At 64.8% G+C, this 16,851-nt stretch carries 11 protein-coding genes; 2 read left to right on the forward strand and 9 right to left on the reverse strand.

Annotation, left to right across the window (positions count from 1 at the left end):
* Positions 1-19 precede the first annotated feature (19 nt).
* Positions 20-2,281 (reverse strand): NADP-dependent malic enzyme, encoded by a 2,262-nt coding sequence (locus HUK73_RS12935; RefSeq protein ID WP_176592260.1) that lies wholly within the window; start codon positions 2,279-2,281, stop codon positions 20-22.
* A 137-nt stretch (positions 2,282-2,418) separates the two neighbouring features.
* On the opposite strand from HUK73_RS12935, the gene mutS reads away from it, so the two are divergent.
* Together mutS and HUK73_RS12945 are read left to right on the forward strand one after the other, a co-directional pair.
* Positions 2,419-5,070: a DNA mismatch repair protein MutS gene (mutS, locus tag HUK73_RS12940; protein ID WP_176592954.1), complete on the forward strand. Its 2,652-nt coding sequence runs from the start codon at positions 2,419-2,421 to the stop codon at positions 5,068-5,070.
* Positions 5,071-5,079: 9 nt separating this feature from the next.
* Positions 5,080-7,839 carry a [protein-PII] uridylyltransferase gene (locus HUK73_RS12945; protein WP_176592261.1) on the forward strand — a complete coding sequence of 920 codons (2,760 nt, stop codon included), beginning with the start codon at positions 5,080-5,082 and terminating at the stop codon, positions 7,837-7,839.
* Here the strand turns inward: HUK73_RS12945 and HUK73_RS12950 are convergent, their stop codons facing one another.
* From HUK73_RS12950 to ispG, 8 genes are all read right to left on the reverse strand, one after another.
* A complete protein-coding gene (locus HUK73_RS12950) occupies positions 7,840-8,340 on the reverse strand; it encodes a L,D-transpeptidase family protein (protein ID WP_176592262.1) in 501 nt (166 codons plus the stop codon).
* On the reverse strand, positions 8,337-9,395 hold the full coding sequence (gene ribA / locus HUK73_RS12955) for a GTP cyclohydrolase II (RefSeq protein WP_176592263.1): 1,059 nt from the start codon (positions 9,393-9,395) through the stop codon (positions 8,337-8,339). The genes HUK73_RS12950 and ribA overlap by 4 nt, the downstream gene beginning before the upstream one ends.
* Complete coding sequence (gene xth / locus HUK73_RS12960; RefSeq protein ID WP_176592264.1) at positions 9,395-10,192, reverse strand: exodeoxyribonuclease III; 798 nt, start codon at positions 10,190-10,192, stop codon at positions 9,395-9,397. The genes ribA and xth overlap by 1 nt, the downstream gene beginning before the upstream one ends.
* Positions 10,193-10,452: 260 nt before the next feature.
* Positions 10,453-11,091, reverse strand: coding sequence for an outer membrane lipoprotein carrier protein LolA (locus HUK73_RS12965; RefSeq protein ID WP_176592265.1), 639 nt, complete (start codon positions 11,089-11,091; stop codon positions 10,453-10,455).
* A gap of 546 nt (positions 11,092-11,637) precedes the next feature.
* Positions 11,638-13,968, reverse strand: coding sequence for a DNA translocase FtsK 4TM domain-containing protein (locus HUK73_RS12970; protein WP_176592266.1), 2,331 nt, complete (start codon positions 13,966-13,968; stop codon positions 11,638-11,640).
* A 244-nt stretch (positions 13,969-14,212) separates the two neighbouring features.
* Entirely contained in the window at positions 14,213-14,704 is a 492-nt protein-coding gene (locus HUK73_RS12975; protein ID WP_176592267.1) for a GNAT family N-acetyltransferase, read from the reverse strand.
* A 10-nt stretch (positions 14,705-14,714) separates the two neighbouring features.
* Positions 14,715-15,623, reverse strand: a complete 909-nt coding sequence (locus tag HUK73_RS12980; RefSeq protein ID WP_176592268.1) for a DMT family transporter — start codon at positions 15,621-15,623, stop codon at positions 14,715-14,717.
* A gap of 17 nt (positions 15,624-15,640) precedes the next feature.
* Positions 15,641-16,801, reverse strand: a complete 1,161-nt coding sequence (ispG, locus tag HUK73_RS12985; protein ID WP_176592269.1) for a flavodoxin-dependent (E)-4-hydroxy-3-methylbut-2-enyl-diphosphate synthase — start codon at positions 16,799-16,801, stop codon at positions 15,641-15,643.
* Positions 16,802-16,851: the final 50 nt, after the last annotated feature.

Consider the following 16,851-nt stretch of genomic DNA (forward strand, 5'->3'; position numbering starts at 1 on the left):
CCCCGGCGCCAAGCCGGTATCAGAGAGCGACGCCCGCCGCCGCCAGCACCGCCAGCGTCAACACTTCCGAAGCGTTGGAAGACATGGTGGCGATCTGCACCGACTTGTCCATGCCGACCAGCAACGGCCCGATCATCGTCGCGCCGCCCAGTTCGCGCAGCAGCTTGGCCGAGATATTGGCCGATTGCAGGCCCGGCATGACCAGAATGTTCGCCGGACCCGACAGGCGGCTGAAGGGATAATTTTTCATCACCGTCGGATTGAGCGCCGCATCGACGGTCATTTCGCCTTCATATTCGAAGTCGACATCCCGCTCGTCGAGGATCTTCACCGCGTCGCGCATATTGGCCAGATGAGCGCCCGGCGGGTTGCCGAAATTGGAGTAGGACAGGAACGCGACGCGCGGATCGTGGCCCATGCGCCGGGCGACGGCGACCGTGCCTTCGGCAATGTCGGCCAGTTCCTGCGCGGAAGGCCGCTCATTGACCGTGGTATCGGCCAGGAACACCGTCTTGTCCTTCGACACCATGACGTGAATGCCGAAGGGGGTACGGCCCGCCGCCGGGTCCATCACCCGCTTCACTTCGCGCAGGGTCTGGGCGAACGGACGCGTCATGCCGGTGATCATCGCATCGGCATGGCCCATCTTGACCAGCAGCGAGCCGAAGATGTTGCGGTCCCGGTTCACCATCCGCTCGCAATCGCGGCGCAGATAGCCACGGCGCTGGAGCCGCTTGTAGAGCAGGTCGACCATTTCCGGCACCAGCGGCGAATTGACGCTGTTGTGCAGTTCGAAGCTCTGCGGGTCCTGCACACCCAGTTCCTTGAGCTTGTCGAGCACATGGGCGCGGCCGACCAGCACGGGGATGCCATAGCCCAGCTCGCGGAACTGGATCGCGGCGCGCAGCACGACTTCCTCTTCCGCCTCGGCAAAGACGACGCGCTTGGGGTTGGCCTTGGCGACCTCATAGGCGGTGGTCAGCACCGAGGTCGTGGGGTTGAGTCGCGCCTTCAGGGACTGGCGATAGGCGGCCATGTCGGCAATTGGCTTCTGCGCGACGCCGGTTTCCATCGCCGCCTGCGCGACGGCGGAGGGGACAACTTCCATCAGGCGCGGGTCGAAGGGCGCGGGGATGATGTAATCCGGGCCAAAGCTGTGCGAGCGGCCATAGGCCTTGGCGACTTCCTCCGGCACCTGTTCGCGGGCCAGTTCGGCGATCGCCTTGGCGGCGGCCAGCTTCATCGGCTCGTTGATCCCGGTCGCCCGCACGTCGAGCGCGCCGCGGAAGATGAAGGGGAAGCCAAGGACGTTGTTGACCTGATTGGGATAGTCCGACCGGCCGGTGGCGACGATGGCGTCGGGGCGCACCGCATGCGCTTCGGGCGGCGAGATTTCCGGGTCCGGGTTGGCCATGGCGAAGATGATCGGCTTATCCGCCATCGACTTCACCATGTCCTGCGACATGGCGCCCGCGACGGAGAGGCCCAGGAACACGTCCGCCCCCTTGACCGCTTCGGCCAGCGTGCGCGCGTCGGTCCTCACCGCATGGGCCGACTTCCACTGATTCATGCCCTCGGTGCGACCCTGATAGATCACGCCCTTGCTATCGCACATGATGACGTTTTCATTGGGCACGCCCAGCGCCTTGATCAGCTCGGTGCAGGAGATGGACGCCGCGCCCGCGCCGTTCACCACCACCTTCATCGTCTTCATGTCGCGGCCGGTCAGCATCGCCGCGTTGATGACGCCCGCCGCCGCGATGATCGCGGTGCCGTGCTGGTCGTCATGGAAGACCGGAATGTTCATCCGCTCCTTCAGCGTCTGTTCGATGATGAAGCATTCGGGCGCCTTGATATCCTCAAGGTTGATGCCGCCGAAGCTCGGCTCCATCAACTCGACCGCGTCGATGAACTTGTCGACATCCTCGGTCTTGAGTTCGATGTCGATGGAATCGACATCGGCGAAGCGCTTGAACAGCACCGCCTTGCCTTCCATCACCGGCTTGGACGCCAGCGCGCCCAGATTGCCCAGGCCCAGGATCGCCGTGCCGTTGGAGATCACCGCGACCAGATTGCCCTTGGCGGTATAGTCATAGGCGGTCGCCGGGTCTGCCGCGATGGCGCGCACGGGCACCGCGACGCCGGGCGAATAGGCAAGGCTGAGGTCACGCTGGGTCGCCATCGGCTTCGATGCGATGATCTCGATCTTGCCGGGGCGCCCCGTCGAGTGGAAGAACAGCGCCTCGCGTTCGGAAAACTCCACATTCGACTTGTCGGTCATCTCTACACCCGGATTAAGGAACAATTCCCCTTGGCCCTAGCGGTAAGATTATATTGTGGGCAAGTGCGAGAACGCAATTTTCCTGCCCTTTTCCGAAACTCTGGCCTGAGCCTTTGGTTCGGGCTATCCGCATGATCATGGCGAGAACGATCGACACATCCACGCAACAAGCGACGCCTATGATGGCGCAATATCTTGCGCTCAAGGCGGAGGCGCAGGACTGCCTGCTCTTCTACCGCATGGGCGACTTTTTCGAGCTGTTCTTCGAGGATGCGAAGGCGGCGGCGGCGACGCTCGACATTGCGCTGACCAGCCGGGGCGAACATGCCGGGGTGCCGATCCCGATGTGCGGCGTGCCGGTGCACAGTGCGGAAAGCTATCTTGCGCGGCTGATCAAGGCGGGGCACCGCGTCGCCATTGCCGAACAGACCGAGACCCCGGCCGAGGCCAAGGCGCGCGGGTCCAAATCGCTCGTCGCCCGCGCGATCGTCCGCTATGTGACGGCGGGCACGCTGACCGAAGAGACGCTGCTCGACAGCCGGCGCGACAATATGCTGGTGGCGCTGGCGCAGGTCGGGGGCGAGGACGTAGGCGAATATGGCCTTGCCGCCGCCGATATTTCGACGGGTCGCTTCGAAACGCTGACCCTGCGCGCCGCCGACCTGCCCGCCGAGCTCGCCCGGCTGCGTCCCAGCGAGATCGTTCTGCCCGACAGCCTGGACCTGGATCTGCCCGATTCTCACCCCTTCGACCGCGACGCTTTTTCCAGCGGCCGCGCCGAAGCGTCCCTGAAGCGCGTCTTCGGCGTCGCCACGCTCGACGGATTCGGCCAGTTCAGCCGCGCCGAACTGGCGGCCATGGGGGGCTTGCTCAGCTATCTCGACCATGCGGGCAAGGGCACCCTGCCCTTCCTCGCCCCGCCGATGCGCAAGACCAGCGGCGCCCATGTCGCGATCGACGCCGCGACGCGCGAGAGTCTGGAGATCACCGCCACGATGAGCGGTTCGCGCCAGGGCAGCCTGCTCGGCGCGGTGGACCGCACCGTCACGGGCGCGGGGGCGCGATTGCTGGCGCAGGATCTTTCTGCGCCGCTTATGGATCAGGCCGCCATCGAAGCGCGGCTGGGCCTTGTCCAGTTGTTCCACGACGACAGCATGCTGCGCGACCAGTTGCGCGTCGCCCTGCGTGCCTTGCCTGATATCGGGCGTGCGCTCGGCCGCATCGCCATGGGCCGGGGCAGCCCGCGCGACCTTGGCCAGCTTCGTGACGGGCTGGGCGAAGCGCGGCTGCTGCGCGAGCGGTTGGGGCGTTTGCCCGACCAACCGTTGTTGCTCGCCCAATTGCTCCCCTCGCTCGACGGCCATGGCGCACTGGTCGATGTCCTGTCCCGCGCCCTTGTTCCCAGCCCGCCGACCGAAACGGCCAATGGCGGCTATATCGCCGACGGCCATGACCCCGCGCTGGACGAGCTGCGCAAGCTGGCCGGTGACGGCCGCCGCGCCATCGCCGCGCTGGAGGCCAAATATCGCGAGCAGACCGGCATCGCCGCGCTCAAGATCCGGCATAATGGCGTACTCGGCTATCATGTCGAAGTGCCCGCCCGCGCCGCCGACCAGCTGATGCAGCCCGACAGCGGCTTCACCCATCGCCAGACGCTGGCCGGCGTGGTGCGCTTCAATTCGGTCGACCTGCATGAACAGGCGAGCCGCGTCGCGCAGGCGGGCGCCCATGCACTGGTCGCCGAAGCCGCACATCTGGAGGATCTGATAGAGGCCACCCTCGCCCGCAAGGCGGAGATCGCCCGCGCCGCCGATGCCCTCGCCCGGCTGGACGTCGCGGCGGCCCTTGCCGAACGCGGGGCCGAAGGCGGATGGCAGCGGCCCCATTTCCTGCCCGACGATGGCGAAGGACCCTGCCTCGACATCAGCGGCGGCCGCCATCCGGTGGTCGAGGATGCGCTGCACCGCGAAGGCCAGCCCTTCGTCGCCAATGACTGCCGCCTTGCCACCGGCGACCGGCTCTGGCTCGTCACAGGCCCCAATATGGGCGGTAAATCGACCTTCCTGCGTCAGAATGCGATCATCGTCATTCTTGCGCAGGCGGGCGCCTACGTTCCTGCCGAGGCCGCGACGCTGACGCTGGTCGACCGGCTGTTCAGTCGCGTCGGCGCGTCGGACAATCTGGCCAAGGGCCGGTCCACCTTCATGGTCGAGATGGTCGAAACCGCCGCGATTCTGGCGCAGGCCACGACACGCAGCTTCGTCATTCTGGATGAAGTCGGGCGCGGCACCTCCACCTATGACGGGTTGGCGCTCGCCTGGGCGGTGGTGGAGGCGGTGCATGAGGTCAACCGTTGCCGCTGCCTGTTCGCCACCCATTATCATGAGCTGACCCGTCTGGCGGAAAGCCTGTCCTCCCTTTCGCTCCATCATGTCCGGGCGCGCGAGTGGAAGGGCGATCTGGTCCTGCTGCATGAGGTTGCGGAGGGGCCTGCGGATCGCAGCTACGGTCTGGCCGTGGCGCGGCTGGCCGGGCTTCCGCCAGCCGTCCTCAAGCGGGCGAAGGACGTTCTCGCCCGGCTCGAAGCGGGCAAGGCCAAGACCGGCGGCATCGCGGCGGGGCTGGACGACCTGCCCCTTTTCGCCGCCGCCACGGCGCAGGTCGAGGAGATGGTCGATCCCCTGCGCGCCGCGCTGGACGGCATCGATGCCGATGCCCTCTCGCCCCGCGAAGCGCTGGATCAGCTATATCGCCTCAAGCAACTGGCAGCGGCCGGTCAGGAAGGCTAAATACATCACATGGTCATGCAGTTTCCGAAATTGGGGTCCCGACGCGCCATCATCGACCGGCGCGCCATTTCCGACCGCATCAACGCCCTGGCGCAGGAGCACCGGGGCGACCAGATGAAGCTGCGCGGCCTGATCGTGAAAGAGTTGAAGGCGGCTCTGGACGCAGGGCGGGAGGATGTCGCCCGCCGCCTCGACCAGAAACCGACGCGTGGGCGTGAAGCGGTCACGGCCTTCGCCTTCCTGATCGACCAGATATTGCGGTTGCTCTACGACGCGACGACGCATCATCTCTACCCGGCGAGCAATCGCAGCACAGGCGAACGAATCGTGCTGACCGCAGTGGGCGGCTATGGCCGGGGCGAGATGGCGCCGCACAGCGATGTCGATATCGGCTTCATCACCCCCTGGAAGCCGACCGGCTGGACCGAGCAGGTCATTGAATCCATGCTCTATTCCTTGTGGGACCTGGGGCTGAAGGTCGGCCACTCCAGCCGCTCCATCGACGAAACCATGCGCATGGCGAAGGCGGACCTGACCGTCCGCACCGCCCTGCTGGAAGCGCGCTATATCTGGGGCGACCGCGCCCTGTACGAGGAAACCGCCACCCGCTTCGATGCTGAGGTGATGCAGGGCACAGCCCGCGCCTTCGTCACCGAAAAGCTGGAGGAGCGCGACGAGCGCCACCGGCGGATGGGCGACAGCCGCTACGTCGTCGAACCCAATGTGAAGGAGGGCAAGGGCGGCCTGCGCGACCTGCACACGCTGTTCTGGATCGGCAAATATGTGAACCGGGTGAAATCGGTCGATGAGCTGGTCGATGTCGGCCTGCTGACTGAAAGCGAGCTGCGCCAGTTCCAGAAGGCGGAGGATTTCCTGTGGGCGGTGCGCTGCCACCTGCACATGATCACCGGGCGGGCGGAGGACCGGCTGACCTTCGACCTTCAGCTGGAAACCGCGACGCGGATGCACTTTACCGGGCGCGCCGGGCGGTCGGGGGTGGAGCGCTTCATGCGCTATTATTTCCTGAACGCGAAGACGGTTGGCGACCTGACCGCCGTGTTCCTTGCGCATCTGGACGACCAGATGGCGGAACGCGGGCGGCGCTACATCCCCAGCTTCTTCCGACGCCCGAAGAAGCTGGACGGTTTCGTGCTGGATCGCGGGCGGCTGGCATTGCCCAACGATCATTTCTTTCAGGATGATCCGGTCCGGCTGCTGGAAATCTTCGCGCTGGCCGACAAACATGGCCTCGCCATCCATCCCAGCGCCATGCGCTCCGCCAGCCGCGACGCCAGCCTCATCACCGCCAGGGTCCGCCGGGACCCGCGCGCCAACGCCGCCTTCATGGAAGTGCTGACTTCTCCCCGCGACCCGGAAACGGTGCTGCGCTGGATGAACGAGTCCACGGTGTTCGGCCGCTTCATCCCCGATTTCCGCCGCGTCGTGGCCCAGATGCAGTTCGACATGTACCATCATTATACGGTGGACGAGCATACCATCCGCGCCGTCGGCCTGCTGGCGCGGATCGAGAAGGGCGAGTTGGAGCAAGACCATCCGCTGTCCACCGAACTCATGGGCAAGCTGATCTCCCGCCGTGTCCTCTATGTCGCGGTGCTGCTGCACGACATTGCCAAGGGCCGCGGCGGCGACCACAGCATATTGGGCGCGGAAGTGGCGGAATATCTCTGCCCGCGTCTGGGCCTGACGGCAGCGGAAACCGAAACGGTGTCGTGGCTGGTGCTGCATCACCTGCTGATGTCGGCCACCGCCTTCAAGCGCGATCTGGCCGATTACAAGACCATCCTCGATTTCGTCGACGTGGTGCAAAGCCCGGAACGGCTTCGCCTGTTGCTGTGCCTCACCGTGGTCGACATCCGCGCCGTCGGACCGGGCGTGTGGAACAGTTGGAAGCGGCAGTTGCTGGGCGACCTTTACGAAGCGGCGGAAGAGGTGCTGCGCCTTGGCCACAAGCAGAAGGGCCGCAGCGAACGCGTCGCCGCCAAGCAGCAGGCGCTGCGCGAGGCGCTGAACCTGCCCGAGGCGGATTTCGACAGGCTCAGCAAGCGACTCCCCGAAAGCTACTGGATCGCGGAGCCGGAGGACATCCTCATCCACAATGCGCAGCATATATTGGAGGCGGGCGATTCCCCGCTCTCCATCGCCGCGCAATATTATCCGCAGCGCGGGGCGACGCTGGTCACGGTCTATGCCGCCGACCATCCGGGGCTGTTCTACCGGGTGGCGGGCGCTATCCATCTGGCGGGCGGCAACATCATCGACGCGCGCATCCACACCACGCGCGACGGCGTGGCGATCGACAATTTCCTAGTGCAGGACCCGCTGGGCGGCGCCTTCCACAGTCCCGACCAGCTCGCCCGCATCAGCAAGGCGATCGAGGATTCGCTGGCCAACCGCCACCGCATGATCACCAAGCTGGAAGCGCGGCCCCTGCCCCGCACCCGCGCCGAAGCCTTCCGCATCGAACCCAATGTGCTGATCGACAACAAGGCGTCGAACCGCTTCACCGTGATCGAGGTCAATGCGCGCGACCGTCCGGCGCTGCTGTTCAGCCTGGCCAATGCGCTGTTCCAGTCGAAGGTGACGGTGCACAGCGCGCATGTCGCCACCTATGGTGAGCGGGCGGTGGATACTTTCTATGTGACCGACCTGCTGGCCGGGAAGATCGAGAGCAAGGGACGGCTGCAAACGCTGGAGCGGCGTCTGCTGGAAGCGGCTGGTGGTGAGGTGGCGGAACTGGAGCGGGCTTAGCTAAACAATCTCCATGACATCGCCCGGCACCAGCAACGGCAGCAGCCGGAGCATGTCCGCCCGGTCCACCGCCACGCAGCCGGCGGTGGGTCGCCCCTCCGACAGATGGAAGAAGATCGCGCTCCCCTGCCCCGGCACTGGCGGCGCGTCATTATGCCCGAGGACCACGATCACGTCATAAGCATCGTCATCGCGCAGCAGATTTTCCGCCGAGAAAGCGCGCGGCAGATGGACAGGCCGGTTATAGGCCGGGTCGGCCGGATCGTCCGACCAGCCATCCCCTGCCCGCACCCAACGCCAAGGCAGACGGATGCCGGTCGCCTCCGCCTTGCCCGGCCGCAGCAGCACCCCCCGGATCGGCCAGATGCCCAGGGGCGTGCAGCCATCCCCTTCCCGCTTGTCCGCCGCCGCGCAGGCGCCGCCGCGCCCGATGGTGCAGGCCATTTCGATCGCGCCGCAAGACAGCCGCCCCGCGCCAGTATCGACGCGGACCATGCTCACAGTTGATGCCCGGTCCGGTCGCGCTTGGTCGCCAGATAGCGTTCATTGTGCGGATTGGCGGGCAGGATGATCGGCAGACGCTCCGCCACCTTGATTCCCGCCGCTTCCAGCCCCGTCACCTTGTTGGGATTGTTGGTCAGCAGCCGCACCTCGCCCACGCCGAGCAGGTGGAGCATCCGCGCCGCGACGGAAAAATCGCGGGCATCGATGGCGAAGCCCAGCCGCACATTGGCGTCGACCGTATCGAAACCCTGATCCTGCAAGGCATAGGCGCGCAGCTTGTTCACAAGGCCGATGCCCCGCCCTTCCTGCCGCAGATAGAGGAGTATGCCCCATTTCGAATCCGCGATCTGGTGCAGCGCCTCATGCAATTGCGGCCCGCAATCGCATTTCAGCGACCCCAGCACATCGCCGGTCAGGCATTCGCTGTGCAACCGGATCACCGGCGGGGAGGAATCGCGCTGGCCGACGATCAGCGCGACATGCTCGCGCGGTTCGTCCGGGCTGCGGAAGGCGACGATCTCCGCCGTTTCACTGGCGGAAACCGGCAGCCGCGCCCGCGTCGCTATGTCCAGATGCACGGCGTCGTCATAAGCGTCGATGTCGGCAGCGCTGACTTCCGCCTCGCTCTCACCGTCCGCCGTCGCGAAATAGGCCGGCAATATGCCTGCCAGCCGCGCCAGCCGCAGCGCCGCCTTGGCCGCCAGCGGCGCGGCCAGCGGCCTGGCCATGAACGGCCCCTTGAGCGGCGAGGCAAGGTCCAGCACCGGATCGGAAATGGCGGTGGCCACATCCACGTCGATCCACGGCGCGCGCGCCACCAGCACGGGCATATCGGGATCGGCCGCCGCAATCTGATTGGCGAGCTTCAGCGTCTGCGCCCGCGCGGCAGAGATCAGGATATCGGCTTCCCCCGCCGGGTCGAAGCCGCCCAGCGTCACCGCATCCGCCCCCTCCACCGCCATCAGGCGCAGCGCGCCGTCGGCAGCGCGCACCGTTACCGCCCAACCGCGGCGCAGCGCATCGATGGCGCGAGCAGCAGCGCGCGCGCTCATCAGAAAGCGAATTCCGTAATGATCGGAATATGGTCGGACGGCTTGCCCCAGTTGCGCGCGGGTTCAACCACGCGATGGCTGAGCGCCTTGTCCGCTACCTCCTTGGTCATCCACATATGGTCGAGCCGCCGTCCACGATCCGATTCCGCCCAGTCACGGGCACGATAGCTCCACCAAGTGTAAAGCCGCTGCGGCGCGGGATAAAAATGCCGACCGATATCGACCCAATCGTTGGACGCCTGCAACCGCGCCAATATCTCGCATTCGATCGGCGTATGGCTGACGACGTTCAGCAGTTGCTTGTGACTCCACACATCGCATTCCATCGGCGCGATGTTGAAGTCGCCGGTGAGGATTGTCGGCTTGTCTTCCAGTCCGGAGGACCATTCGATCATACGCTCCAGAAAATCCAGCTTCTGGCCGAATTTCGGATTGACCTCCCGATCGGCCACATCGCCGCCCGCAGGCACATAGACATTCTCGATCCGCACCCCATTATCCAGCCGGACACCAACATGGCGCGCCTCGCCATTGGCCTGCCAGTCGAGGCGGTCATCCTCATGGATCGGCACTCTGGACATGATCGCCACACCATGGTGCATCCGCTGACCGTTCAGCACCTGATGGACGTAGCCCAGCCGCCGGAACATGTCCGTGGGGAAAATCTCGTTCACCACCTTCGTTTCCTGAAGGCACAGAATATCGGGCGCCTCCTCCTTCAGAAAACGCTCGACGATATCGAGCCGGGCACGAACGCTGTTGATATTCCAGGATGCGATGCTGAGTGTCTGAGGCATGGTGATCCACTAGGAGCCTCCAGCGCGGTGCGCAAGGGCGGCCCGCTCTCAACCGCATAAGTAAGACCCCCGCTCCGGGGGCGTGGAACGGGGGTCTCGATCGCGCCCTTGAAGCGCTTTGCGACACGAGCGGGGTTCCGGGTAACAGGGGGGAAATCCCGGTTTCGTCTCGCGCCGTGGAGTCCTTTCTAGGGGCCGGGATATGAGCCTCAGATGAACGGAAACGAAATCTTTTCCACCCGTCGCAGCCCCTACCCGCTTCAGCCTCCGGGGGCGCGTCCCTTGGGCCGCGGATCGACCCAGCGGAAGGCGGAGTCGGCAACCGGCGCACCGTAACGCTGGTTGGAAAGCTTCACCGCCGTCCGGTTGTTCTGCGAATCCAGCGCCACCCAGCCGTAAAGCTGCAGGCCCGCCGGGCTGGAGGCATCCCGATTGAAGATCATGGTGATCGTACCATATTCGGGCCGCCTGGGATCGCGCGCCTGGATGGACAGCACATTGGGGTCGCCGGTCTGGATCACCTTGCCGAATTTCGACAGGTCCTTCGACGGATCGATCAGCGCACCCAAAGGTGAATTGCCGATCGGCCAGCGCTGTACCTGACGCACTTCATAATCGATCATGGTCAGCGCCTTGCCGTCGCCGACGATCAGCAGCGGCACGCCCTTCTGATATTGGAAGCGGATCTTGCCCGGCTGTTTGATGGTGAGTTGGCCGGTCAGCGTCTGGCCGTTCCGGTCGGTCTGGGCGAAATCGGCGGTCATGGTCGTCACCGCGCGGATATAGGCGTTGACCCTGGACAGGTCGGACTGGTCCGCCTGCGCCGCGGCGGGCACCATCGGGGCCGCGAAAGGCACGGCGGCCAGCGTCAAGGCGAGGGGCGCAAGCATGCGCTTCATGCAATCAACTCCGGTTGTTCAGGATGAGGACCCTAGGTGACAGGGCTTGAACCCGCTGTGAACCCACTCGTTCCACGAAAGCAACGGTCGCGTCGACCTGACGAAGCTAGGGGGCCGTTGGAACGGAAAGGGGGAGAGCGGCCATCTGCCGCTCAATCCCCCTGCGCTTCCGCTTCGCCAGTGCCGGTCTTTCCGGCGGCCCCTCTCCCAAATTATTTTTTTAGGCGCTGCGGTAAGCGGCTTCTGCTTAGACCGGCGCGGCGACAAAAAAAAGGCTGATCCGAAGACCAGCCCGAAAGTTTTTAGGAGAGGATGCCTGAAAGGCAGGGCCTTCTTCGGTCAAAATGCGTTTCGCTGCAAATGCGAAGAACCCCATTGCGATTGCATGAAACGCAATCATGCCCGGAAATCAGGCGTTTTTCAGGCCTTGCGATCCATTTGCAATGCCGAATCCGCCGGAACAGCCAGGCAAAATCCCGTTGCAGAGCGAAATGGGCCGTGGCTTTTTCGCATCAGCCCAAATGAAATTTTTCCGCGCCGACAGGATCAGAGCGGATTGCCATTCTCATCGCGCAGCACTTCGCGGCGGCCGACATGGTTGGGCGGACCGACCAGACCCTGCTCTTCCATCTGCTCAATCAGGCGCGCCGCGCTGTTGTAGCCGATACGAAGTTGGCGCTGGAGCCAGCTGGTCGAGGCCTTCTGATTCTCGAACACCAACTGACAGGCCTTGCGGAACAGCTGCGCATCGGGGCTATCATCGCCCAGATCGACACCATCGAGCGCGAAGCTGCCTTCCTCCGGCTCCTCGGTGACGGCGGCGATATAGTCGGGCTGGCCCTGGGCGCGCCAATGATCGGCGACCACCCGCACCTCGTCGTCCGATACGAAGGGACCATGGACGCGCATCAGCCCCTTGCCGCCATGCATGTAGAGCATGTCGCCCTTGCCCAGCAGCTGCTCGGCACCCTGTTCGCCCAATATGGTGCGGCTGTCGATCTTCGACGTCACGAAGAAACTGATGCGGGTCGGCAGGTTCGCCTTGATGACGCCGGTGATGACGTCGACGGAAGGGCGCTGCGTCGCGAGGATCAGGTGGATGCCCGCGGCGCGGGCCTTTTGCGCAAGGCGCTGGATCAGGAATTCGACTTCCTTGCCAGCCGTCATCATGAGGTCGGCCAGCTCGTCCACGACCACCACGATCTGCGGCAGCGGCTGGAAATCGAGTTGCTCCTCCTCATAGATGGGCTTGCCGGTTTCCGGGTCGTAGCCGGTCTGGACGCGGCGGCCGAGCGGCTTGCCCTTCGCCTTCGCGGCGCGGACCTTCTCATTATAATTGGCGAGGTTGCGGACGGAGATCGACGCCATCATGCGATAGCGGTCCTCCATCTGCTCCACCGCCCATTTGAGCGCGCGGATCGCCTTGCTCGGCTCGGTGACGACCGGCGAGAGCAGATGCGGAATATCGTCATAGGTCGACAGTTCCAACATCTTGGGATCGATCATGATCAGGCGCAGCTGGTCCGGCGTCATGCGGTAGAGCAGCGACAGGATCATGGCGTTGAGGCCGACCGACTTGCCCGAACCCGTCGTACCGGCGATCAGCAGGTGCGGCATGGGCGCAAGGTCGGCGATGATCGGCTCGCCCGAGATATTCTTGCCCAGGATGATCGGCAGGGTCGCTTCCTGCCCGAACTGCTCACTGGTGATGAGTTCACGGAAGGACACACCCTCCCGGTTCGCATTGGGCAGTTCGATGCCGATCACAGTGCGTCCCGGAATGGTCGCAACGCGGGCCGACAGCGCCGACATGTTGCGGGCGATGTCGTCGGCCAGCGCGATCACGCGGCTCGCCTTGATGCCGGGCGCCGGTTCCAGTTCATACATGGTGACGACCGGGCCGGGACGGACCTCCACGATATTGCCCTTCACATGGAAGTCGTCGAGCACGGATTCCAGCAGCCGTGCATTGCGCTCCAGCGCGGCCTTGTCGATCTTCGCACCCTGGCTCGCCGGGATCGGGTTCAACAGGTCAGGCGAGGGCAGGGAACTATGGCCGAACAGATCATCCTGCGACACCGGCGCCATGGCACGCTGCACGGGGGCGGGCTTGGGCGTCTGGATATTGATCGGCGGCTTGGGTTCGTTGGTGACGGTCTTGCGCGGCGCGGCGACGCGCTCGACGACCTCATCCTCCTCATCGAGAGGATCGGCCGCTGCGCCGCCCACGCCCGGCAGAGCGAAAGCGGGCCGGGGCAGACTGAGGCGCGGCAGCGAAGGCCGGCGCAGCGCGATGATCGGCTTTTCCAGCGCCAGACTGCGGTACCAGAAGGCCAGACCCGCGATCAGGGTGAGCGCCACCAATATGCCGGTGATCCAGCTCTGGGCCGAGGGAAATTGCGCGGTCAGGCTCAATATGCCCTTCGCCACCGCCAATCCCATCATGCCGCCCCAGCCCGAGGGCAGGCCAACCAGCGGATTGGGCTGGTACAAGGCCAGCGCCACCCCGATCAGGGCGATGCCGGCGACGCATTTGCCCGCCTGCCCCTTCCATCCGCTCATGTCCTGATCGCCCCACAGGCGACGCGCCGTGATCGCCATCAGCGGCAGCGACAACGCCACCGGCACGCCCAGCAACAGCAGCAGGAAATCGGCCACCCATGCGCCGGGCGAACCCATGATGTTGTGAACGGCCTCATCGCCTGCCACCGTCATCAGCGACGGGTCGCTGGGCGAATAGCTCAGCAAGGCCAGAGCCAGGAAAAGCGTGGCCGCAATCAGCCCCAGCGCGCCCATCAGAGCGCCGCTGCGGATCAGACTGCGTTTCAGCATTTCACGCCATTCCGGTGTGCGTTTGGCTCCACGGCCGACAGCCATGCTATTCTTGTCCCCCAAATGTTCCGTTTCGGCACAATGCGCCGAGCGGGGAGTCCCCGTCAAGGGTCCGGCCCCTCGGCTCGTCCCGCCCGGTCCGTACCATTTCCTCCGTAACATTCCTTATGTCGATGCGGCGCGAAGACACGCAAAAGACTGGCGAAAGGAGACTTCGCCATGATCGTCACGCTTTATCTCATGCTTGTCCCCGCCGCGCTGGGCGCCTTCGCCGCTGTCCTGCTGGGCGTCAGCGTGCAGGATGCGCTGAAGCGAGGGCGTTGAGCGCGTCACCATCGACACGCTGCACGGTCCATTCGTCCATCGGCCGGGCGCCGAGCGAGCGGTAGAAAGCGATCGACGGCTCGTTCCAGTCCAGCACCCACCATTCCAGCCGCGCGCAATCCCGCTCCAGCGCCAGTTGCGCGAGGCGGGACAGCAGCGCCTTGCCCGCACCGAGGCCCCGCGCTTCGGGGATGACAAACAGGTCCTCCAGATAAATTCCCGGCCGCCCCTCGAAGGTCGAGAAATTGTGGAAGAAGAGTGCGAAGCCAATGGCTTTGCCGTCATTTTCCGCGATCAGCACTTCAGCCATGGGGCGCGGGCCGAAAAGATATTTGTCTAGGGTCGCACGATCGGCCCTGACCTCGTGCGACAGCTTTTCATAATCGGCCAGAGCGAGGATGAAGCCGTGGATCGCTCCGATGTCGGAAGGGACTGCTTCGCGGATGGTGACGGACATGCTCTTCCTTTCAGGCGACGGAGGATTCGACATGCGGCGGTTCGGCCGGCCGCATGCGGGCGGCGATCAGGCACCCCGCGACGATCAGCGCCGCGCCTGCCACGGTGGTGACGGTCAGCCGCTCGCCAAAGGCCAGCCGGCCGATGATCGCCGACCAGATAAAGGCGGTATATTCGACTGGAATCAGCACCTGTGCCTCCGCCCGCGCATAGGCCCAGGCCAGCGCCGCCAGCGAGGTGAAAGCGAGCGTCGCGGCCAGCAGGATCAGCGCCCATGACGGTGCCTGCGGCACGACCGGCGGCCATTGGGCAAGGATCGCAAAAAGCGCAAAGACAGCCAGCATCACGATATGCTGGAAGAAGGCGACCTCAATCGGCGAGGCAAGCTGTGCCTGTTGCCGTTGCAGGATCAGATTCCACGCGAACAGCACGGCCGAGAGCAGGACCGCGCCCGCACCGAGCAGCGCGTCCAGATCATAGTCGCCCCGCATCCGCCCGGACAGGATGATCCCGACACCGACCAGCCCCAGCAGCGATGCCCCGACCGCCTGCCGTCCAATCCGTTCCTTGAGCAACAGTGCGGCAAGGTAGAGCGCGATCAGCGGCGCGATGAAGGAGAGGGCAATGGCTTCGGCCAGCGGCAGGCGCATGATCGCCCAGAAGAACAGGCTCGCCATCACGGCGACGACCACGCCACGCAGCAGATGCAGCCGCAACACCGCCCGGTTGGGCCAGCGCTGACGGGTCAGCAGCATCAGCGCAAGACCCAGCAGACTGCCCGCCGTCGCGCGCCAGAACAGCGCATTGAACAGGCCGATGGAGAGGCTCAGTCCCTTCATCGCCGCGTCCATCACCGAAAAGAGCGCGACACCCAGACAGCAGACAGCAAAAGGGATGGCGGAGGAACGCGGTGCAGCCATGGAAACAGGAGAGCCGCTTATTCCGCCGCCTCCGCCTTGCCGGCGTCGGTGGTTTCGGCTTCCAGCTTCTCCGCCTCGATCTCGGCCGCCTTGGCCTCCACCAGTTGCACGATATGGTCGATCATGCCTTCGTCATGCACCGTATGGTCGGTCAGGCCGGAGAGATAGACCATATGCTTGCCCGCGCCGCCGCCGGTGAGGCCAATATCGGTCTCCCGCGCTTCGCCGGGACCGTTCACCACGCAGCCCAGCACGGACAGCGAAAGCGGCGTGTGGATATGCTGGAGCCGTTCCTCCAGCGCCTGCACGGTGCGGATCACGTCGAAGCCCTGACGCGCGCAGCTCGGGCAGGAAATCACCTTCACGCCGCGGGTGCGGATGCCGAGCGATTTCAGAATCTCATAGCCGACGCGCACTTCCTCTTCCGGTTCGGCGGAGAGGGAGACGCGGATCGTATCGCCGATCCCCGCCCAGAGCAGATTGCCGATGCCGATGGCGCTCTTCACCGTGCCGCCGATCAGGCCGCCCGCTTCGGTGATGCCAAGGTGCAGCGGGCAGTCGACCGTTTCGGCCAGCTGCATATAGGCGGCGACGGCCAGGAAGACGTCGCTGGCCTTCACCGCGACCTTATATTCGTGGAAATCCTGATCCTGCAGCAACTTGATATGATCGAGCGCGCTTTCGACCAGCGCTTCCGGGCAGGGCTCGCCATATTTTTCGAGCAGGTCCTTTTCCAGACTGCCCGCATTGACGCCGATGCGGATCGAGCAGCCATTGGCCTTGGCCGCGTCGACCACTTCCTTCACCCGCGCTTCGCTGCCGATATTGCCCGGATTGATGCGCAGGCAGGCCGCACCCGCATCGGCGGCTTCCAGTGCGCGCTTATAATGGAAATGGATGTCCGCGACGATCGGCACGCGGGCAGCGCGAACGATCTGTTTCAGCGCGGCGGTCGACGCCTCATCGGGGCAGGAGACGCGGATGATGTCCACGCCTACCTCTTCGCAGCGTCGGATCTGGTCGATCGTCGCCTTGACGTCATGGGTCGGCGTATTGGTCATGGTCTGGACCGTGACCGGCGCGCCGCCGCCTACAGGCACATTGCCGACCATGATCTGGCGGCATTGGCGGCGGGCGATATCGCGCCAGGGACGCAGGCCGGGATTATGGTCGGACATGACAAAGGGGCTCCATCGGTGATGAAGCCCCCTATAGAGATTTATCGGGA

Source organism: Sphingobium sp. EM0848 (assembly GCF_013375555.1).
Lineage (GTDB): Bacteria > Pseudomonadota > Alphaproteobacteria > Sphingomonadales > Sphingomonadaceae > Sphingobium.